Annotated in this window: 15 protein-coding genes and 1 pseudogene; 12 read left to right on the top strand and 4 right to left on the bottom strand. The window is 62.1% G+C overall.

Features of this window, described 5'->3' with window-relative positions; all coding sequences use genetic code 11:
- Positions 1 to 49: 49 nt before the first annotated feature.
- The 9 genes and pseudogenes from ACTAQJ_RS20745 to ACTAQJ_RS20705 all read left to right on the top strand — a co-directional run bounded on the left by ACTAQJ_RS20745 (position 50) and on the right by ACTAQJ_RS20705 (position 10,278).
- A complete protein-coding gene (locus ACTAQJ_RS20745; RefSeq protein WP_498699026.1) occupies positions 50 to 409 on the top strand; it encodes a VOC family protein in 360 nt (119 codons plus the stop codon).
- 144 nt (positions 410 to 553) lie between these two features.
- Complete coding sequence (locus ACTAQJ_RS20740; RefSeq protein ID WP_498699024.1) at positions 554 to 1,138, top strand: DinB family protein; 585 nt, start codon at positions 554 to 556, stop codon at positions 1,136 to 1,138.
- A 376-nt stretch (positions 1,139 to 1,514) separates the two neighbouring features.
- On the top strand, positions 1,515 to 2,954 hold the full coding sequence (locus ACTAQJ_RS20735) for an MFS transporter (protein ID WP_498699022.1): 1,440 nt from the start codon (positions 1,515 to 1,517) through the stop codon (positions 2,952 to 2,954).
- A 153-nt stretch (positions 2,955 to 3,107) separates the two neighbouring features.
- Positions 3,108 to 3,656 (top strand): aspartate/glutamate racemase family protein, encoded by a 549-nt coding sequence (locus ACTAQJ_RS20730; RefSeq protein ID WP_498699020.1) that lies wholly within the window; start codon positions 3,108 to 3,110, stop codon positions 3,654 to 3,656.
- A gap of 226 nt (positions 3,657 to 3,882) precedes the next feature.
- Positions 3,883 to 4,356 carry a sensor histidine kinase gene (locus ACTAQJ_RS20725; RefSeq protein ID WP_431116638.1) on the top strand — a complete coding sequence of 158 codons (474 nt, stop codon included), beginning with the start codon at positions 3,883 to 3,885 and terminating at the stop codon, positions 4,354 to 4,356.
- Between the two features lie 105 nt (positions 4,357 to 4,461).
- A pseudogene (locus tag ACTAQJ_RS20720) lies at positions 4,462 to 6,641 on the top strand (transglycosylase domain-containing protein).
- A gap of 8 nt (positions 6,642 to 6,649) precedes the next feature.
- Positions 6,650 to 7,381 carry a glutamine amidotransferase gene (locus ACTAQJ_RS20715; RefSeq protein ID WP_498699019.1) on the top strand — a complete coding sequence of 244 codons (732 nt, stop codon included), beginning with the start codon at positions 6,650 to 6,652 and terminating at the stop codon, positions 7,379 to 7,381.
- A 168-nt stretch (positions 7,382 to 7,549) separates the two neighbouring features.
- Complete coding sequence (locus ACTAQJ_RS20710) at positions 7,550 to 8,782, top strand: MFS transporter (RefSeq protein WP_498702234.1); 1,233 nt, start codon at positions 7,550 to 7,552, stop codon at positions 8,780 to 8,782.
- A gap of 173 nt (positions 8,783 to 8,955) precedes the next feature.
- On the top strand, positions 8,956 to 10,278 hold the full coding sequence (locus tag ACTAQJ_RS20705; RefSeq protein ID WP_498699017.1) for an ammonium transporter: 1,323 nt from the start codon (positions 8,956 to 8,958) through the stop codon (positions 10,276 to 10,278).
- A 139-nt stretch (positions 10,279 to 10,417) separates the two neighbouring features.
- On the opposite strand, the gene ACTAQJ_RS20700 is transcribed toward ACTAQJ_RS20705, so the two are convergent.
- Together ACTAQJ_RS20700 and ACTAQJ_RS20695 are read right to left on the bottom strand one after the other, a co-directional pair.
- Positions 10,418 to 11,014, bottom strand: a complete 597-nt coding sequence (locus ACTAQJ_RS20700) for a DnaJ family domain-containing protein (RefSeq protein ID WP_498699015.1) — start codon at positions 11,012 to 11,014, stop codon at positions 10,418 to 10,420.
- A 362-nt stretch (positions 11,015 to 11,376) separates the two neighbouring features.
- The gene (locus ACTAQJ_RS20695; protein ID WP_498699014.1) at positions 11,377 to 13,674 is read right to left on the bottom strand and encodes a SulP family inorganic anion transporter; all 2,298 of its coding nucleotides are present in this window, start codon (positions 13,672 to 13,674) and stop codon (positions 11,377 to 11,379) included.
- 186 nt (positions 13,675 to 13,860) lie between these two features.
- On the opposite strand from ACTAQJ_RS20695, the gene ACTAQJ_RS20690 reads away from it, so the two are divergent.
- Positions 13,861 to 14,922: a glutathione S-transferase family protein gene (locus ACTAQJ_RS20690; protein WP_498699012.1), complete on the top strand. Its 1,062-nt coding sequence runs from the start codon at positions 13,861 to 13,863 to the stop codon at positions 14,920 to 14,922.
- Positions 14,923 to 14,974: 52 nt separating this feature from the next.
- On the opposite strand, the gene ACTAQJ_RS20685 is transcribed toward ACTAQJ_RS20690, so the two are convergent.
- A complete protein-coding gene (locus ACTAQJ_RS20685) occupies positions 14,975 to 15,562 on the bottom strand; it encodes an adenylate kinase (RefSeq protein WP_498699011.1) in 588 nt (195 codons plus the stop codon).
- Here ACTAQJ_RS20685 and ACTAQJ_RS20680 point away from each other — a divergent pair.
- Positions 15,543 to 15,881, top strand: a complete 339-nt coding sequence (locus ACTAQJ_RS20680; RefSeq protein WP_498699009.1) for a hypothetical protein — start codon at positions 15,543 to 15,545, stop codon at positions 15,879 to 15,881. The genes ACTAQJ_RS20685 and ACTAQJ_RS20680 overlap by 20 nt on opposite strands.
- Before the next feature lie 12 nt (positions 15,882 to 15,893).
- Entirely contained in the window at positions 15,894 to 18,569 is a 2,676-nt protein-coding gene (locus ACTAQJ_RS20675) for an exo-rhamnogalacturonan lyase family protein (protein WP_498699008.1), read from the top strand.
- 78 nt (positions 18,570 to 18,647) lie between these two features.
- Here ACTAQJ_RS20675 and ACTAQJ_RS20670 read toward each other — a convergent pair whose 3' ends face one another.
- Positions 18,648 to 19,526 carry a MurR/RpiR family transcriptional regulator gene (locus ACTAQJ_RS20670; RefSeq protein ID WP_477513815.1) on the bottom strand — a complete coding sequence of 293 codons (879 nt, stop codon included), beginning with the start codon at positions 19,524 to 19,526 and terminating at the stop codon, positions 18,648 to 18,650.
- Between the last annotated feature and the right edge of the window lie 54 nt (positions 19,527 to 19,580).

Genomic DNA, 19,580 nt, shown 5'->3' with positions numbered 1-19,580 from the left:
CAGGGCCGCGGCAAGGAAAGCGTGGACTCTGGCGGACTAGGCTAGGCACATGTTGACCATCGGCAGCACCGTTCTCGGCGTCAATGACATCGCCCGCGCCACTGCGTTTTGGCACGCTGCCCTCGACTATGTTCCACGTGAGCCTGGCGATGACACCTGGGTGATCCTCGTTCCGTCCGCCGGTCCAGGCCCCCAGCTCGCTTTGCAGCTGAGTGAAACGCCCGTACAGGAGCATCCACGTACGCATGTGGACCTCTATGCGGATGACCAAGCTGCCGAGGTAGAACGGCTGATCTCCCTCGGCGCTCAACGCGTCGACTGGGACCTGTATCCGGAGAATCCGGATTTCGTGGTCCTCGCGGACCCCGACGGCAACCGCTTCTGCGTTATCGACAAAAGTCCGCGGTAGCGCCGTCGTCGACTCCTTCGGTGGGTCTCAAGTCGCCGGAAACGTGCACGGTCGGCCGGAATGCTGCCAAGCCGCCGGAGGGCTCCGGCGATCCGGCACGCTTCCCACGAAGTCGCGGTCCCCGCCTTGGGTAGAGTGCCATGCATGGATGACAAAGCGACATTGCTCGGCTATTTGCGCCTTCGTCGGGCGGACCTGCTCGGGAAGCTTGATGGCTTGGGTGAATACGATGCCCGAAGGCCCATGACACCCACGGGCACCAATCTGTTGGGGCTCGTGAAGCATGTGGCGAGCGTGGAGCTGGGGTATTTCGGCGAGACCTTCGGGCGTCCGAGCGGGCGGGAATTGCCCTGGCTCGCTGATGATGCAGAACCGGATTCCGATATGTGGGTCCCGGCCTCGGAGAGCCGCGCGGAAATCCTGGAGTTGCACCACTTCTCGGCAGCGCACAGTGATGCCACCATCCAAGCCCTCCCGTTGGATGCTCCCGGCGTTGTGCCCTGGTGGTCCGAAGAGAAGCGGAATGTGACGCTCCATCAGATCCTGGTCCACATGTGTGTGGAAACCGCACGGCATGCCGGGCACGCGGACATCATCCGCGAACTGATTGACGGCTCGTCCGGGCAGAGACCTGGAGATCCCAACATGCCTGCCCGCAATTCCGAAGAATGGGCAGCACACCGGTTCCGCATCGAAGAAGCAGCATTGGAGGCAGATCTCCGGCACTGAAGACCCCAAGCACCGCTCAGCACGCCCCGATGGCATACTACCTAGCCGTCGGGGCGTGCTTTGTCGTTTCCGGGTTGGTGAGGTTGGTCGGGAGTTTGACCGTGGCTTCCTGACCTTCTTTGAAGGTGAATTTGCCAGAAAACAACCTTATTCAGTTGTAAGCATGGGCCTTGAGCGGCAAAGGTGGTCGCGAATCCACGCCCGCCCAGCCCCTCCATGAGCATCCGGTCACATTTTGTTTAGGGCAAACCATGGCCTTTTGGTATCCCAAAGCGTAATCTACATCACATTCCTTCATGTGATATTCGCATTCCGCATGATGGAACCATTCAACGTGGCAATGAATGAACCTTCAGAGCTCAGTAAGGAGCGCACTGTGGAAAAAGACCTTGCCCAGGAGGCTGCAACACCGCGGACCGGATCCCTGGCGAAACAAATTGAAGGCGCGTACCAGCGGATCGGAGTGACTGGCGCGCACCGCCAGATCGTCTTCATGATCCTGCTGGGAGTGTTCTTCGACGCCCTCGAGCAAAACGCCGTGGGTATCACCGGACCCATCCTGCGCCAGTCGTGGGGACTTGGGGCCACCGAAATCGGCCTGCTGAACACAATGACGTTTACGGCAACCGCGCTCGGACGGCTGGCGACGGGCCTGATCGTCGATAAATACGGCCGACGGCACATGCTGGTCATCAACCTCATCATCTTCGCTGGCGGTTCCTTGCTCTGCGCCGTTGCCCCCAACTACCCCATCCTGGCCGCTGGCCGGTTCGTGGTGGGCTTTGGCCTGGGCGGCGAAATCGCGGTGGCGGTGATCATGATGGCGGAGTTCTTCGCCGCGAAACACCGCGGGACCGCCGTCGGACTCATCAACGTCACGGCGGCGGGCCTGGGCAACATGCTTGCGCCGGCTTTCGGCATTCTTGTCTTCACTCTCTTCGATGGTCCGGACAAGTGGCGCTGGGTGTTCGGCTTGCTGTTCATCCCCGCCCTTTTGGTGATGTTCTTCCGACGCTTCGTCCCCGAAACGCCCCGTTTCCTGGCGTCCCAGGGCAAGATCGACGAAGCAAACATGGTGATCACCCGGCTGGCCCGCAACAAGCTCTCCGGACGTATCAACGATCCCGAAACGTACATCACCGCAGCGCCTGACCCAGTTGTGGCCACATCATCCGGGCATTGGAAGGACGCGGTGCGCGGCAAACTCCTCAAGCGGACTGTCCTGCTGTGCATCGCCGTCTGCATGTCCTACGCCGCCCAGATATCGATGCTGACGCTCATGCCCACCATTCTGGTTTCGCGCGGATATGCCGTGAACACCAGCCTCTGGTTCACCCTCATCATGCAGTCGGGCTCGTTGCTGGGGGCAGCCACGGCTGCATATCTGGCAAGCCGTTTGCCCCGCAAAAAAGTGCTCACGGCCGCTGCCATCCTCGGTTGCTTGTCGGGGCTATCCATGGCCTTCCTTGCCAACGACATCGTGCTGGTGGTGATCTTCGGTGTCCTCTTCAACTTCTCCGTCATCATCCTGAACACCACCATTTGGCTGTTCGCCCCGGAGCTCTACCCCACCCGCACCCGAGGCTTCGGAACGTCGATCATCCTCGCTGCGGGCTCGTTGTCCGGTGGCCTGTTCCCGCTCATCTCCGGAGCAGTCTTTGACTCAGCGGGTCTGCCAGGCATGTTCACCACACTGGCCGTGCTCTTCTGCATCCTCGCAATCGTGGTTCAATTCCCGCCCGAAACCTTCGGCAAGCCGCTTGAAGAAGATACAGAGCCCGGCAACGACGAGCAGGCGGCAATTTATGGGCACTGATACCCCACGCCCCGCAACCCGGATCGTCCTCCTGGTAAACCCGAACACCAGCAGCAGCACTACAGCCATGATGGTGGACCTCGCCAAGGAGACCCTGGAACCTCACGGCCTCCAGGTAGTCGGCATCACCGCACCAGCCGGGCCATCCATATTGTGGATCCCGTCTCGCTGGCTGAGTCGGAGGTACACGTCGCCGAGGCCGTGCACGGGTATCTTTCAGGGCCCGACGGCGGCAGGGTCGCCGGCGTAATTGTTGGCGCCATCGGTGATCCGGGCCGCGCGCAACTGGCCGGGGAACTGAACATCCCGGTGATCGGCATCGGTCAAGGCTCCGTGCACGCCGCGGCCCGCACCCAGGATGGCAAGCTGCGACCTTTTGGCATGGCGACCAGTACTCCATTGCTGGTGGATGCGCTGGACAAGCTCGTGGCGGCGCATGGACTTTCGGAGCACTTCGCAGGTGTTCGTTTGACGAAGTCCGAGCCGCTGACCCTCGCTGCCGATCCTGAAAGGCAATTCCAGGAGTTGGCCGAAGCAGTCAAGACTGCCACTGAGACCGATGGCGCCCAGGCGGTCATCATTGCGGGCGGACCACTGAGTGCCACTGCCCGGCGCCTTGCCGAAACGACCGCCGTCGAGATCATCCAACCGATCCCCAGCGCCTGCCGACTGCTGCTCGCGGAGCTCCCACAGGAAAGTTGAGACCCCACCAACAGGGCCCGACGGCGGTACGCAAGTGCCGCCGTCGGGCACCCCCGCATGAAGAGTGCCGCCTCCGCAAGGCCGCCCCGCAAACTTGATGCGAAATTGAGCCAAACAAACAGAGTCCTTGATTTTGGCGCGCCACGCTGGAAGCAGACGAAGCACCAGTCCAAACGGGTTTCGGCGACGAATAACCAGCAAGAATCACAATGATGTGGGGGAACCAATGGAACAGGCAGCAGCGCTAACCGAGGTGATCGCCGTCAAGGGCATCATCCAGGACCAACACCCCGTGGATTTCCACGCACTGGGTGTCGCAGGATGCATCGACAGGCTTGCTGCGCCGCTTCGACGCTCCGGCGTGACCGTCCACTGGAGCACACCCCATCACGGCATCGAAATCTCGTCCGCATCCGCCGCGCTGCTGTACCACGTAGCCCAGGAGACTTTCAGCAACACCCTGAACTACGCCGACGCCAGCGAACTGACCATCCGCCTCAACGCCGTTTACCACGGAATCCAACTGACGATCATGGACAACGGCAAGGGTTTCGTCATCCACGCCGCCCCCAGCGGTCGCCGGCATGGGTTCGGCCTGCTGCTGATGTCCATTGCAGTACACGACGCCGGTGGCACCGTTGAGATCGACTCCGGGCTTGGACAGGGCACCAGTGTGAGGGTCACACTGCCACTGGATTGAGTCCAATTTGGGACCCTTTTCGGCCCCCAAACCATGGATTGGCAGCGTCCCCAGACGTATTCTGTAGCTACTTTTCAGCCTGACATCTCGACGGAATGGCACGAAATGGCGCGGAACAAGGGTCCACGGTTAGGTCTTGGCAAGGTCCTTCTGAGGATCTTCGGGTTTTTCTTCGTGAGCGCCCTCTGCGGGGTGCTGATCTGCGGTTTCATGGTGCCAGTGGTTCAGTTCACCAGCACCACTGTGGGCGGTTCCATCGGTTTTTACGAAAGCCTGCCCAGCCAACTCGACGTTGATTCGCCGTCCCTTTCCAGCACCGTGCTTAGTGCGGACGGCCAGCACATCGCCACGTTTTATGCAGAGAACCGGGTGAAGGTACCCCTGGACCAGATGTCCCCCTTCATTCGCCAGGCGATCGTGGCCATCGAAGACAGCCGCTTTTACGAGCATCCCGGAGTAGATGCGCAGGGCATCATCCGTGCGTTGACGTCCAACGTGACCAAGGGGACCCGTCAGGGCGCGTCCACCCTGACCCAGCAATACGTCACCAACGTGCTGAACGAATCCCGCCTTTCGAAGGGCCGGCCCGAGGATGTGGTGCTCAGCGGGGATAAGACCATGGGTGACAAGCTCCGTGAGATCAAGCTGGCGCTGGAGCTTGAGAAACGCTTCAGCAAAGACCAGATCCTCGAGGGGTACCTGAACATCGTGTTCTTCAACCGGAACGCGTACGGCATCGAAGCAGCTTCACGCTACTTCTTCAGCACGTCGGCGAAGGACCTCACTTTGCCACAGGCCGCGCTCTTGGCGGGACTCGTGAACGGGCCAAGCGTCTATGACCCCACGACCGCGCCGGAATCAGCGTTCAGCCGACGAAACATGGTGCTGGACAGAATGCTGGAACAAGGAAAGATCGCGCAAGTAGACCATGACGCTGCAGTTGCCTCACCCGTCGAGCTGAAAATTACCCCGTCCCTTCAGGGCTGCGCGGGGGCCTCTATCGCCATCTACTTCTGCGATTACGTGTCCCACCTGATCCTGAACAATGAGGCCTACGGCGCAACTGTGGAGGACCGCGAACGGCTCCTCTACCGGGGCGGGCTCACCATCACCACCACGTTGGACAGCCGGTTGCAGGCAGCGGCCCAAGTACAAGTGGATGCCTCTGCCGGCGCCAATCCGGACAAATGGGGCGCCGCCATGACCACCGTGCAGCCGGGCACAGGCAAGATCCTGTCCATGGCCCAAAACACGGTGTTCGTTCCGCAGGACGGGAAGTTCGATACCCAGCTGAACTTCAGCGTGGATGCGAAGGACGAAAACGGCAATGACCTCAACGGTGCAGGCGGGTTCCAACCCGGTTCCACCATGAAGCCCTTCATCTTCGCGGAGTGGCTCAACGAGGGCAAGTCGCCTACTGCCGTGGTGGATGCTTCCCGGCGTGTCTACCCTGTTGGCTTCCCCTGGCGATCCAGTTGCGGCAAGGTGCTGGGTGGCTACAGCACGGCGCAGAAGGCGCAAAACCTCGGCGCGGATGATGACCTGCAGAACAACGACGAGGGCTACTACCGCCCCATGCCCATCAACTACGGCCTCTACAACTCGATCAACACCGCCACATTCGCTACGGCAGCTCAGTTGGATTTCTGCGGCATCCAGAAAATGGTGGACGCGGTTGGTTTGCATAGCGGCCTGGACAACGCCCAGATCAACATGCACCAGATCGGCAACCTCCTTGGCTCCATCGGCGTCGCTCCCGTGATCCTGGCGAGCGCCTTCGCAACGTTCGCCAACGATGGCACCTACTGCAAGCCCATCGCGATCACCGATATCAGCGACTCACAAGGCAGGAAATACCCAGCGCAAACCCCTGAATGCAAGGAGACTGTGAAACCGGCCGTGGCCCGTGGAGTCACAGCTGTGCTGCAGGATGTGCTCAAGCTCGGATCCGGCGTCTACATCGAACCCAAGGTCCAGAACCAGGTCCCGGTGGCCGCCAAGACCGGTACTTCGAACAACAACGGCGCAACCTGGGTGGCGGGCTACACCACCCGGCTCGCCACAGCCTCCTTCTTTGGGGATACGACGGCGGACAACAGCGTGCGGGACAAAACGTCACCATCAACGGCAAGTTCTACAAGTCATTGGACGGCTACATGATTGCCGGGCCGCAATGGGCCAACTACATGATGCAGGCTACGGCCCTCTACCCGAGCGGCGCCTTCAACCCGCCGCCTCCCCCGCCTTCACCTGGCCCCAGCACGTCGCCTGCAGCACCTCGCTGAGTTGTTCTGTGAAGCCATTCCTTTTGTTGGCCACCCGAGCTGAAGACGCAGCGGCGGATGACGAGTACCAGGCCTACCTCCGGTACTGCGGGCTCCGGGCTGAGGAATTGGTCCGCGTCAGGTTGGAGGCGGCACCACTGCCAGCAGTTGACTTGGCCGATTATTCCGGTGTGATTGTGGGCGGCAGTCCTTACACCTCCAGCGACCCTTTGGAGGAGAAAAGTCAGGCCCAGCTTCGCGTCGAAGCTGAACTCTCAGCACTTCTGGATCGCATCGTGGCCGAGGACTTCCCCTTCCTGGGTGCCTGCTACGGCGTTGGAACCCTGGGTGTTCATCAGGGAGCCATCATTGACCGTCGCTACGGCGAACCGGTCGGGGCAACGGAGATCAAACTGACCGCAGACGGGGAGCGCGATCCCCTGCTCAAAGGCCTGCCTCACACTTTCGAAGCATTCGTTGGACATAAGGAAGCCTGCAGCCAACTGCCGGAAAACGCCGTGTTGCTCGCGAGTTCCGCAGCCTGCCCTGTGCACATGTTCCGCATCAAGAAGAATCTCTACGCCACACAGTTCCACCCGGAACTGGATGTCGATGGTCTCATCACCAGGATTAATATCTACAGGAACGCAGGTTATTTTCCGCCGGACGCTGCCGACGAGCTCATCGAAACTGCCAAGCATGCCTCGGTGACGGAACCCATGCGGGTGCTGAGGAATTTCACGGAACTCTACGCTCGCTAGGGATCTTGCGGGGCCTGCGCGCGCCCCAAGAAAGGGGTTTCTGTCAGAGCCTCCCTCGCGCTGCATTGGCTGGGTAGCGTTGTGATTACTCACCCACATGCCCCCAAACATGATTCATCCATGAGGAGCAATCTTTTGAAGCAGGACCCTTTGGCGGTCGAAACCCAGATGAACGCGACACCAGAAGAAGCGAAGACCAAGCCAAGCCCAGGGAAAACCCGGGCAGCGAGCAAGATCCCTTGGGGTGGCCTTTTGGTACTCGCTGCCGCGGGCTTCACGGCTGTCACCACAGAGCTGCTTCCGTCCGGGCTGCTTCCCCAGATCAGCCGGGATCTTGGCGTGGAGGAATCGGCTGTAGGTTCCCTGACCGCAGCATATGCAGCAATCATCGTTTTCACGGCCCTTCCCTTGTCCCGGCTCCTGGGCGGGCGGGTCCCACGGAAGACACTGTTGATCGGGACGGTGCTCGCCTTTGCACTTAGCAACGTCTTGCTGGCCTTGAGCCCAAATCTCGAAGTGGCCATCGTCGCAAGGCTGTTGGGCGGAATTGCCCATGGCATGCTGTGGTCGAGCATGGCGCCGTACGTGGCGCGCATCGTTCCGGCCCACTCCGTTGGAAAGTCCATGGCCGTGGTCTTCAGTGGTACCAGCATCGCGTTGGCCGTCGGGGCCCCGATTGGCACACTCATGGGCACACTCATGACATGGCGGGTTTCTTTCGTGGTCCTGGCCGGGGTTGGCGTCCTTCTGGCGGTTTTGGCGTTCTGGCTCCTGCCTGCTGCGCATGATCCTGGCACCCACAAGACGCCGTCGATCCGGGCCGCGCTCAAGCTACCGGGCGTGATCGCCGTGGCCACCGCTTGGCCACTCTTGCTGCTGGCCCACTTCACACTCTTTACGTATGTTGCCCCTTTCCTGCTCGCCTCCGGATTGCCCGAAGCCCTTACTGGCATTTCCCTGTCCGTGGTGGGAATCTCGGGCTTGGTCGGGATCTGGATTGCTGGCCTGACTGCCGATTCCCATCCCCGGCGTTCGGTGATTACCGCCGTCGGGCTTCTTTTGCTTGCCTTCGCGCTGCTGCCGGTTCTGGGCAGCACGTGGGTGGGGGTTTTTACGCTGATGGCTGCCTGGGGCGTTTCCTTCGGAGCGATCGGCATCTACAACCAGGCGGCGATCCTTCGCGCCGGCGGGGAGCACAAGGACGCGGCCAACGGCCTCACGGTGGTGACCATCCAACTGGGGATCGCCGTCGGTGCCGGGTACGGTGCTTTGGCTCTGACCACTGTTGGGGCTCAGTTGGTGCCGCTGGCCGCGGCGCTGCCGACGGCAATTGCCTTGGTGATCATCATCTTCAGCAGGCGTGGCGGATACCCGGCAGGGCCACGCGAGAAGCTCCGGTAACATCCCTGAAACATGCCAGTCACGTGATCTTCACGAACGTGGGGTTTCTGTAACTTACCTGCAACTTAGCTCTTCTGAGTCGGAAACATAGCTCACCGAATATTGATCGGGGGGTAGTGAGGGCCGTGCAACACCGGGCCCGTTTCGGACAGGCTTGATCAGAAGGGAACGCAGTGGAGATCTCTGCGCAACACGTCTGGCTGATGTTGTCATCGGCAATGGTGCTTTTCATGACTCCGGGCCTTGGCCTGTTCTATGGCGGCATGACCCGCGCCAAAGCAGCGCTCAACATGATCATGATGAGCTTTATCTCTGCAGGCATTGTGGGCGTCGTATGGGTCCTGTGGGGTTACTCGATGACCACCGGCGATGGTTTCCTGGGCCTGTTCGGCAACCCTTTCGCGCACTTCGGCCTTCAGGACCTCATGGGTTCGCCCGACCTCCTCAAGGTGGTCTTCGCCGCTACCTTCGCCATCATCACCGTGGCACTCATCAGCGGCGCCATCGCCGACCGCGCCAAGTTCAGCGCCTGGGCACTCTTCGTCCCCATCTGGGTAACCGTGGTCTACTGCCCGCTGGCTTACATGATCTGGGGCGGGGGCTTGATGAGCGCAGGTGGAGCCGTCACGCAGATCTTCGGCCAGGTAATCGACTTCGCCGGCGGTGCCGTAGTTGAGGTCAGTTCAGGTACCGCCGCTTTCGTCCTCGCATTGATCGTGGGAAAGCGTCACGGATTCGCCAAGGACCCCAACCACCGCCCCCACAACGTCCCGTTCATCATGATCGGCGCAGCAATCCTCTGGTTCGGGTGGTTTGGCTTCAATGGCGGGGCCGCTACCACTGTTGAGCAGGCAGGCCTGATCTGGGTCAACACCCTGGTGGCTCCGGCTGCGGCGATGCTGAGCTGGTTGGTCACGGAGAAGATCCGCCACGGACACCCGACATCGTTGGGCGCAGCTTCCGGCGTCGTTGCCGGCCTGGTTGCCATCACACCTTCCTGCGCCAACATCACCCCGCTCGCGGCCCTTGGCCTGGGACTCGTTGCTGGTGCCGCCTGTGCCGTGTTTGTGGACCTGAAGTACAAGTTCGGTTTCGACGATTCCCTTGACGTCGTGGGCGTGCACTTCGGCGCCGGCGTGATCGGCACGCTTTCCCTTGGCTTCGTTGCCTTCCCCACGGAAGGCGTGGCCGGTGGCCTTCTTTACGGCGGCGGCATGCAGCAACTCGTAGCGCAGACAGTAGCCGTGCTGCTCACCATCGCCCTCTCCGGCCTGGGCACCCTTCTGATCGGCCGCGCTATTCACAAGACCATCGGCTTCCGAGTGGCCCACGAACACGAAGTCACCGGGGTGGACCTCACCCAGCATGCCGAATCGGCCTACGAGTTTGGCCTCACTGCCCATGGACACTTCCGCCAGCAGCAGGCGCACTTGTCGTCGCTGATCAAGGGCGGACGCAAGGAGTCGGAGCAGGCTAAGGAAGACAGCTTCGCCTAGCGGCCCCACATTCAGAACAGCAGCCGACGGCGGAACCCAGGTCCCGCCGTCGGCTGCTGTTTGTGCCGTCTTGCCCAAGTAGGTCTCAGTTGTGCGCGTTTTGGGCGCGCAAAACGCGCTCTGCTGCGACTTACTTGGGTCAGCCGGAGCCGTTCCAGAGCCGCTGCCACCACGTTCGTTTGATTGGTTCCTCCGGCTCCGGCTCAGGTGGAGCTGCCGCAGCCCGCCGCTCGCGCCAACGTTCCAGCTCGGCGTCAACATCCCGCAGCTTGGTGATCACTGGAGGCCCACCCTGAAGTTGGCGTCTGGCCTCAATGACGCGCTTGTTGAAGTCCTCAAGGATGTCGCGGGCTTGCTTCTCCGTGTACTGCTGATCCAGCTTCGCGTCGAGTTCAGCGTCCTCGATCCGTAGCAGAATGGCTGGCGGGCCGATCCCGCTGAGTCGCTCACGCTGGATCAGACCTTTGACCCACCAGTCCGGGTCATAGTGCTCCCCCAGACCCGGGATCGGCTTGCCAGCATATTTGAGGTTATCGAACTTGCCCTGATTCATGGCGTCCCGGATCAAATATTCAACCCGCGCGGCGTCGTCCACATTCCGGCGTTTCTCCCGCTCTTCCGCCTCGGCCGCCTCGAGCTCTGCGTCTTCCTCGGCATTACCGCCCCACGAGCGGACGGCCCGCAATTCCGCGCCCCGCTCGAGCTTCCGTCTGAAGGCGTTGTTCTCGGCGTTCACGTTTCGCCACCTCCTCGCACGGCAGTCCTCTCCTGCCGGAAATCGTGGTTCCGGCTCCAGTATTCCGTACTTTGCTGGGCCGCGGGGAGGGCTGAGCGCTACTCTCGATCCAAATATCTCCACAGTAAGGGCCGCGCGTGACTACTGTTTCCAATGCATTCGTTCCGGTCTCGGATCCGGGCCAGGCAGCCGAGTGGTATTCGGAACACCCGATGCTTCGGACGTCCACCAGCGCCGCAGCCTGTGGCTTCACGACCCCCTTTGAAAACCGGGCGGCCCCGACACGCCGTAGCTAGACGGCGCGTCGGGGCCAAGGTCAGCTCAAAGCAGGTGATGAAGCAACACAGGCAAAGCAAAGCAGGCTAGTGAACGGCCATACTCGGATCCAATTGCTCGATGCCCTCTGGAGTAACAAGGACCACCCGGGCCGTGCAGATGTCGTAGAACAAGCCCGTGGCCTGCACTTGCCCGGATGCCAAGGCCGGCCCGGTGACTGGGTGCTCTTGGAGTTTCTGGAGCTGGACGGCGACGTTCACCATGCTTAGCTGGTCGAGGCGGCTGTAGCCTTCAGCTTCGGCAGCAAGGGCGACAGGATGGCCGTCCAACAGGTAGCGGTAGCTGGGCCGGGCGTGCTCCAACCAGGCATCGAAGCCCCCACCCAAGGCTGCGGGCGCACCCTCAGCGTCGGCTATAACGGCCTTCATGGCGCCACAGTTGGAGTGACCGCAGATCACGATCGAGTCCACGGACAAGCCCTTCACCGCGAATGCCAGTGCTGAGTCGATCGAGGCATCCCGGCCGTCAGGGCACACTACGTTGCCAATATTCCGCAGTGTCAGAAGGTCGCCGGGGCCGCTGCTGGTGATGAGGTTCGGATTGACCCGGGAGTCGACGCAGGCAACAAACAGGGTGTCAGGGTTCTGCCCCTCGGTCAGATCTTGAACCAGCGGGCGAACCTTGTCCGCGTAGCGTCGATGGTATTTGTCGATGCCAAGGAGGATCGACCGCAGCGGAAGCTGCCCACCGTCGTCGTGAGCTTCCTGCTGGGCACCGTCCATAGGCGACGGCTGCCACGAAGTCCTGGGTGGCAGCGGGAATTCACGTGGATCCTGACGCTGGGGGGTGTTGTCCGCGGCGTCGGTGAAAGCGGTGGTTCCGTGTTCCTCCAGCACCACCGAGGCGCCGCTGGCGCGATGTTGCGTCTGCCAGGCGACCAGCGCCTCGCGGAAAGCGTGATCGAGGTAATCGGCGTTGAGTTCAACCACTGCGTCCTGGCCTTCGGGCACTGAGTGGAGGATGCGGTTCAGCCGGGGCAGGGCGAAGAAGCTGCAGGAGCCGGCGATCGTGACGCGCCACGGGAGCTGCTCCCCCGCTGGAGCATGGGCGTGGATCTGGGCACGGAGTACCCGCCACAAGACGCAGAGGGCCGCGAGTGCAAGGCCGATAATGACGCCTTCGAGCAGGTTGAGAACAACAACGCACGCCAGCGTGACTACGTAGATAAGGAGGTCGCCGGTGCGGAGGCTGGTTTTGATGTCGGCGACCTTGATGAGCTTGGCGCCTATGACGAGCAACAGGCCCGCGAGCACGGACAAGGGAATCAGCTGGATGAGACCCGCAAACAGCGCCGAAAACACCAGGACCCACACGCCGTGGAGGATGGCGGACGCCCGGCTCGCGGCGCCGGCCTCAACGTTGGTGGCGCTGCGGACGATCACGCCCGTCACCGGGAGGCCGCCGAGCATTCCCGAGACCATGTTGGCCGAGCCTTGTCCGACCAGTTCGCGGTTGAGGTTGGTGCGTGTGCCCGCATGCATCTTGTCCACCGCCACCGCGGACAGCAGCGATTCGATGCTTGCGATCAGCGCCACCGTAATGACTGCCATGGCGGCGGCACGCCAGTTACCGGCGGGCAGGCTCGGCAGGGCAACGGCGTCGAACAGCGAACCGCTGAAGCTGATGCGCTCGACGCTGGGCGCAACTGCTGCAGACAAAGCGGTGACAGCAACCACCGCCGCAAGCGGGCCGGGAATCTTCCGCACTGCGGTGGGCAGGTATTTCCAGGCAAGGAGGATGACCACGACTGCAAGGCCGAGAAGGGCGGAGTGCAGCTCGACATTGGTGATGGCCGCTGGAAGTGCGGTCAGGTTTTCGACGGCGGACCCAGCCGCTTGGCCGCCTAGAAGCACATGCAACTGCTGCAGAATGATCGTGATGCCGATGCCAGCCAGCATCGCCTTGACCACGACGGGCGAAACTGCCAGCGCGGCCCGGCCTACGCGGCTAATGCCCAGCAGTAACTGCACGACGCCGGCGGCCGCGGTAATTGCGCACGTCACCTGCCAGCCGAACTCGTCAACCAGGCCGGCCACGACGACGGTCAGTCCCGCGGCGGGGCCGCTCACCTGCAAAGGGGAGCCGCCCAGGCTGCCAGCGACGATTCCTCCGATGGCTGCTGCGATAAGTCCGGCCATGACGGGTGCTCCGGAGGCGGCGGCGATGCCGAGCGAGAGTGGAAGTGCAACGAGGAAGACGACGAGGGATGCAGGAAGGTCGGCTCCGAGGTTGCTGAGGAAGCTGGGTTTGGTTGCTTTGCCCCGGCTTCCGGGCGGGCTGTGGGAGTCGGTGGAGATAGAAGCGGAGTCGTTTGGTTGCGGCACTGGAATTTCCTAAGGTTTGGGAACACTGACTTCTCCAGCGTAGGAATGTTGTCACGTGCAATGACAAGATGATGTGATCCTTGTGACAATAGTTGTGAACAGGCAGCGTCATGTGGCGACCAATGGGAACTTCTGCAGGGAGTGGGATCGTTGAGGACTCCATGTGCGTGGACATAGTCTGAAGCAATGGATGAAGAAACCCGCACAGTGGACGAACACAGCACACGGGGCTCGTACGTCGCCGGCGACGAGTTCAATCGGGATACCAACTACATCGAGGACCGGATCACCCGCGACGGCACTCCCGGACCCAATGGCGAACCCGGCTGGCCGGTAGAGCCAGGTAGATACAGACTGATAGCAGCCCGGGCCTGTCCGTGGGCCAACCGTTCGGTCATCGTCCGCAGGCTTCTGGGTCTGGAGCACGTCATCAGCCTCGGACAGCCGGGCCCTACTCACGACGCCAGGTCCTGGACCTTTGACTTGGATCCTGACGGAAAAGATCCAGTACTGGGAATCGAGCGGCTACAGGAGGCGTACTTCCGCCGCTTTCCGGACTATCCCCGCGGCATCACGGTTCCGGCAATCGTGGACACCTCCAGCGGGGTCGTCGTAACCAACAATTACCCCCAAATCACGCTCGACTTCTCCACAGAATGGGTGGACTTCCACCGTCCGGGCGCACCGCAGCTATACCCGGAGCACTTGCGCGAGGAAATCGCCACGGTCAACAAGCGCGTCTTCACCGAGGTCAACAATGGCGTCTATAGGTGCGGCTTCGCAGGGTCACAGGAGGCCTACGAAGCCGCCTATGCCCGGCTATGGAGCGCCTTGGACTGGCTCGAGGAGCGGCTGGCAAACCAGAGATACCTCGTGGGTGACTCCATCACAGAGGCGGACGTCAGGTTGTTCACCACCCTGGCTCGCTTTGATGCGGTCTACCACGGGCACTTCAAATGCAATCGAAACAAGCTCAGCGAAATGCCGGTGCTGTGGGCCTACGCCAGGGATCTGTTCCAAACGCCGGGTTTCGGCGACACGATCGACTTCGTACAGATCAAGCAGCACTACTACATGGTGCACGAGGACATTAATCCCACACGCATCGTCCCTGTTGGCCCTGATCTCTCCGGTTGGCTGACCTCGCACGGAAGGGAATCGCTTGGCGGGAGCCCTTTCGGGGACGGAACTCCACCAGGGCCGGTCAAGGCCGGCGAGGAAGTGGCTGCTGGCCACGCGGCCGCCTAACCGGCGGCCGCCTTCTGCCCATCTGATCGGCGGCCAACCCCGGCTGAACCCGTCACCGACGAAGGCCCGCCAGCGCCGCCTCCACCGCAGCGATCGCAGCAGCCGTGATCGAATCCCGATCGCCGGAACCGTCCACCATCAACAGGATTCCGCGTTGCGTGTACGCAGTCACCACAGGCTGCGTCTCATCCCGGTAAAGCTCCAGCCGGCGCTGAATCACAGGTTCAGTGTCGTCGCTGCGGCCCTGTTCCTGGGCCCTTTGAAGCATGCGGGCAACGAGCTCGGCATCCTCCACTGTCAGCACAACAACCACTTCAAGCGTCTGTTGTTTTGCGGCCAGAATCTCATCAAGGGCGCCGATTTGGATGACAGTCCGCGGGTAGCCGTCCAGTAGAAACCCGTTACCTGTATCGGCGTCCTCCAGTCGCTGACGGAGCATAGCCGTGGTCACATGGTCCGGGACGAACTCACCCCGGTCCATGTACTCGCCGGCTTCGGCGCCGAGTTCCGTCTTGTCCCGAACATGTGCACGGAAAAGGTCTCCCGTAGAGATCGCGGGGATCGAGAAATGCCGTGCGATCACTTCCGCCTGCGTGCCTTTGCCGGAACCTGGAGGGCCCATGATGATCAATCGCGCCATGACACAAGTCCGTTTCAAGAGGCGGCCGGGACTTAAACGATACGCCGACGACGGCGCGACACTCCCGCCGTCGCCGGTTTTTCTTGATGGTCTATACCGGTGTCAGGCGTTGATGGGCTCCCGCGCGATCACGCTCCGGGAATTTGTGGGCGACACGCAAACACCTCGCCGCCGCATGGATCTCGGTGTCGTGTTGCCTTTTGGGTGGCGCCAGGGCAATGACGTGGCGAGACCAAAGCCCGGTCACCCCTTGCGGCTCACGACACCCGAAGGTAAGTTCTTTGAAACGTACCAAAGAAAGCGCTTTCCGAAACCTTAGGTGGAATCGAACATGACTCAGCACGCCCAGATCACGTGGCTCGACGACGAACCGCCCGCCACACTTAGCGGCGGCACAACGTGGGGGATGCCCTTTCCACGGGGTACCGTACAAGTCCCGGAAGAGCTGTCCGTTTTCGAGGCCACCGGCAAGGCCATCAACGCCCAAACCTGGCCGCTCGCCACTTGGCCGGACGGCTCGCTCAAGTGGGCGGGCGTTGCGATCGGCGCCACCGATCATCCGTCGGCGGCCTACCGCGTCAGCATCAACAGCGGTGCCGCGCACCCACCGGAAGAGCACGACGGCGGTCCGGCAGCCGCCGTCGAGCGCTCACCTGAGGTGACAGTCACCGAAACGGAAGTGTCCATAACGATCTCCACCGGGACCTTGGAAATGACGCTCCCCCGATCAGGCTCGACGCTGTTCGCCACGCTGACACGCGACGGTTCGGTGGTGGCGAAGGACGGCAGACTCGTGAGCCTGCTCCAGACCGGGCTGAGCGAGGGAGCCGGCAGCACAACCCGGGAAGGTTTCACTGGCCAGGTCACATCCGTAACAGTCGAGCAGCACGGCCCTGTTCGGGCAGTCGTGCGTCTGGATGGCCGCCATCGGGCTGACCTGGGCGAAAGAGAATGGCTTCCGTTCACCGTCCGCTTCTACTTCTATGCCGGCGCGCGGAGCATCCGGATGATGCATTCGTTCATTTGGGACGGCGAGGCTGACAAGGACTTCCTCGCCGGGCTGGGCGTCCAGTTCAGCGTCCCGCTCGAAAGCGATCTACACGATCGTCACGTCCGGATTGCCGGCGCGGACGGCGGATTCCTGGTGGAAGCGGTCCGCGGGTTGACGGGCCTGCGACGGGATCCGGGCGAGGCCGTGGGCCAAGCCCAGATTGCCGGCCAGCCCACCCCACCGCTCAACGAATGGAGCTCGCTGGTTTCCGAACGGCTCCGTCTCATCCCGTCGTGGAACGACTACACACTGACGCAGCTGAGCGCCGACGGTTTTGAGTTACGGAAACGTACCGCTCCCGGCCACGGCTGGGTAGGCATTTCCGGCGGAACCCGGTCCGCGGGCTTCTGCTCCCTGAGTGACCTGCGGGGCGGATTCGGGATTGGCGTGCGCGATTTCTGGCAGTCGCACCCGGGCCAGTTGGACATCCGCGGCGCCGCAGCGTCCGAGGCCACGATGACGGCTTGGCTCTACTCCCCTGAAGCCCAGCCCATGGACCTCCGCTTCTACCACGATGGCCTCGGCCAGGACACTTTTGAGGAACAACTAGAGGGCTTGGAGATTACCTACGAGGATTACGAACCCGGCTTCGGCAACCCCACCGGCATCGCCCGCACCCATGAACTGACGCTGTTCGCCTACGAAGCAACACCCTCTACCGAAAGCCTCGCCGCCGACGCCCTGTCGGCGTCCACTCCCCCGCTTCTGCAGCCGTCCCCCGACTACCTGCACGCCGCCGGCGTCTTCGGCGACTGGTCACCCGTGAACCGCAGCACTCCGGCCCGGGCAGAGCTGGAAGACAAGCTGGATTTCCTGTTCGACTTCTACCAGGGCCAAACGGAACAGCGCCGCTGGTACGGGTTCTGGAACTACGGAGACGTCATGCACACCTACGACACCGACCGCCACGTCTGGCGGTACGACGTCGGCGGTTACGCCTGGGACAACTCGGAGCTCTCGCCCGATCTCTGGCTCTGGTACATGTACCTCCGCTCGGGCCGCGCAGACGTTTTCCGCTTCGCTGAGGCCATGACCCGGCACACCGGTGAAGTGGACGTGTACCACCTTGGCCCCTGGCGCGGCCTGGGCTCGCGGCACAACGTGCAGCACTGGGGTTGCAGCGCCAAGCAGCTCCGAATCAGCACCCCGGCCTACCGACGCTTCTACTATTACCTGACCGCGGATGAGCGCACCGGCGATCTGCTCACGGAACTCGTGGACAGCGACCAAAACTTCCTGGGCCTGGACCCCGTCCGCAAAGTCCGTCCCGACGCCGATACCTACCGCCCCGACCGCGGCGCCTTGGGCGTCGGGCTCGGCACAGACTGGGGCTCGCTCGCGGCCACCTGGCTCACGGACTGGGAACGCACCGGAAACCCCCGCTCACGCGACCGCCTCTTGGGAACCATGGCCGATATCGGCGCCCTGAAGTACGGCTTCCTCACCGGCGAGGCACTCTACGACCTCGACAAGGGAAGGTTCGACGCCGGACGCGAAGTCATCAGCGTCTCGCACCTGAGTGCCGTGTTCGGTTTGGTGGAAATCTGCAGCGAACTGATCAGCCTGGTGCCGGATGCGTCCTTTGAGAAAGCATGGATGCAGTATTGCCGATTGTTCCTGGCTTCACCGGAGGAGCAAGCCGCCGAGGTCGGGCAGCCCCTTGCAGGCATCTACCTGACCCAAGCGCACAGCCGGCTCACGGCCTACGCCGCGGCTCGACTCGGGTCCCCGGATTTGGCAGAGCTGGCGTGGGAGAGCTTTGCCCAGGGCGGGGAGAACCTGAACCATGCCGAGGCCTTCACCTTGAAAAAGATCCTCCCGCCGCATGTGCTTCAACCAGTGGACGAAGCCCCCACTGTTTCCACCAATGACACCGCCCAGTTCGGCCTGGCCGTCATCCAAAACCTGGCCCTCATCGGAAGTGCGTTGCCCGGGGAGGAGGGCCCGGCGTCGTAAGTCCAGTGGTTTATGACCCGCGTTACCGCCGCAAGCGGGCGATGATCACCCCGCAAAGCCGGTCAGGAAGCCCCGCTTTTAGGAGCTCGACCGCGGATGCATGATCCGCATCTGGTCCCATGTGCGCTCCGAGGCAGCGATGTTCTGGTTCGAGCGTTCGCGGTCCAGGGAGGCAAGTTCGACGGCGATCGCCTGGACGGCGGCCACCGCACCTGTCAGGGACGGGAAGAAGCCGGCACCTTCGGTGGGCACGACGATCCGGTGCTGGGCGTGCACGGCCACAGGTGAGCCCGCGCTGTCGGTGATGGAAACGATCGGCGCCCCTATGTTGTGGGCAATATCGACGGCGCGAATGGTGCTGTCATAAACCCTCCAAAGGCTAATGGCGATGACGAGGTCCTCGGCGCCCAACCGCGCGATGGCATTTGTCAGGGCAGCGACGTCGGCATCGAGGAGTCGGACGTTGTAGCCGGCGATGATTGCGTTGTGCTCCAAGGCCTTGCCCGGGATGGCGTAGCTTCCTGCCGCCACAATGAAGGTTTGCCGCGCGCTGGCGATGGCCTTCGCAATCTGGTGGATTGCATCTGCGTCCAACGTCCGTTCAAAATGGACCAAATTCGCGCGATCAGTGGAGACCGCAGCCTGTGCAGGACTACTGATGTGCCCGTTGTGCTCAGCGGCAACTTCCACTGCGCTCAGCGATGCCAGGAAGCGTGACCTGAGCTCGAACTGGAAGTCTGCCCAGCCCTTGAACCCCAGTGTTTGAGCGGTTCTTGTCACCGTGGAGGCGTTCGAAGCGGCTGCTGCAGCAATGTCACTCACAGACCCGTAGGAGGCAAGGCGCGGCTGCGAGCGCAGGATTCCAACCACCTGCATCTGTCGTGCTGCAAGCTTCCGGCCCTGGACACGGCTATCGAGCCACTCGGTCAACGTTGACGAGTCGAAATCTTCTTCCACCTATTGACCTACCTCACACTTTCGCCGTACCTTCGATACATCGCTTCTGCACAG

The organism is Arthrobacter sp. alpha11c (genome assembly GCF_054149985.1).
Note: the sequence above shows the minus strand (reverse complement) of the source record. Positions and strands in the feature narration are given on the sequence as shown.

Coding starts and splice junctions, on each gene's coding strand:
- ACTAQJ_RS20745 (WP_498699026.1), top strand. CDS start 50: ATGTTGACCATCGGCAGCACCGTTCTCGGCGTCAATGACATCGCCCGC.
- ACTAQJ_RS20740 (WP_498699024.1), top strand. CDS start 554: ATGGATGACAAAGCGACATTGCTCGGCTATTTGCGCCTTCGTCGGGCG.
- ACTAQJ_RS20725 (WP_431116638.1), top strand. CDS start 3,883: ATGGAACAGGCAGCAGCGCTAACCGAGGTGATCGCCGTCAAGGGCATC.
- ACTAQJ_RS20710 (WP_498702234.1), top strand. CDS start 7,550: ATGAACGCGACACCAGAAGAAGCGAAGACCAAGCCAAGCCCAGGGAAA.
- ACTAQJ_RS20690 (WP_498699012.1), top strand. CDS start 13,861: ATGGATGAAGAAACCCGCACAGTGGACGAACACAGCACACGGGGCTCG.
- ACTAQJ_RS20680 (WP_498699009.1), top strand. CDS start 15,543: ATGATGATCAATCGCGCCATGACACAAGTCCGTTTCAAGAGGCGGCCG.
- ACTAQJ_RS20685 (WP_498699011.1), bottom strand. CDS start 15,562: ATGGCGCGATTGATCATCATGGGCCCTCCAGGTTCCGGCAAAGGCACG.
- ACTAQJ_RS20675 (WP_498699008.1), top strand. CDS start 15,894: ATGACTCAGCACGCCCAGATCACGTGGCTCGACGACGAACCGCCCGCC.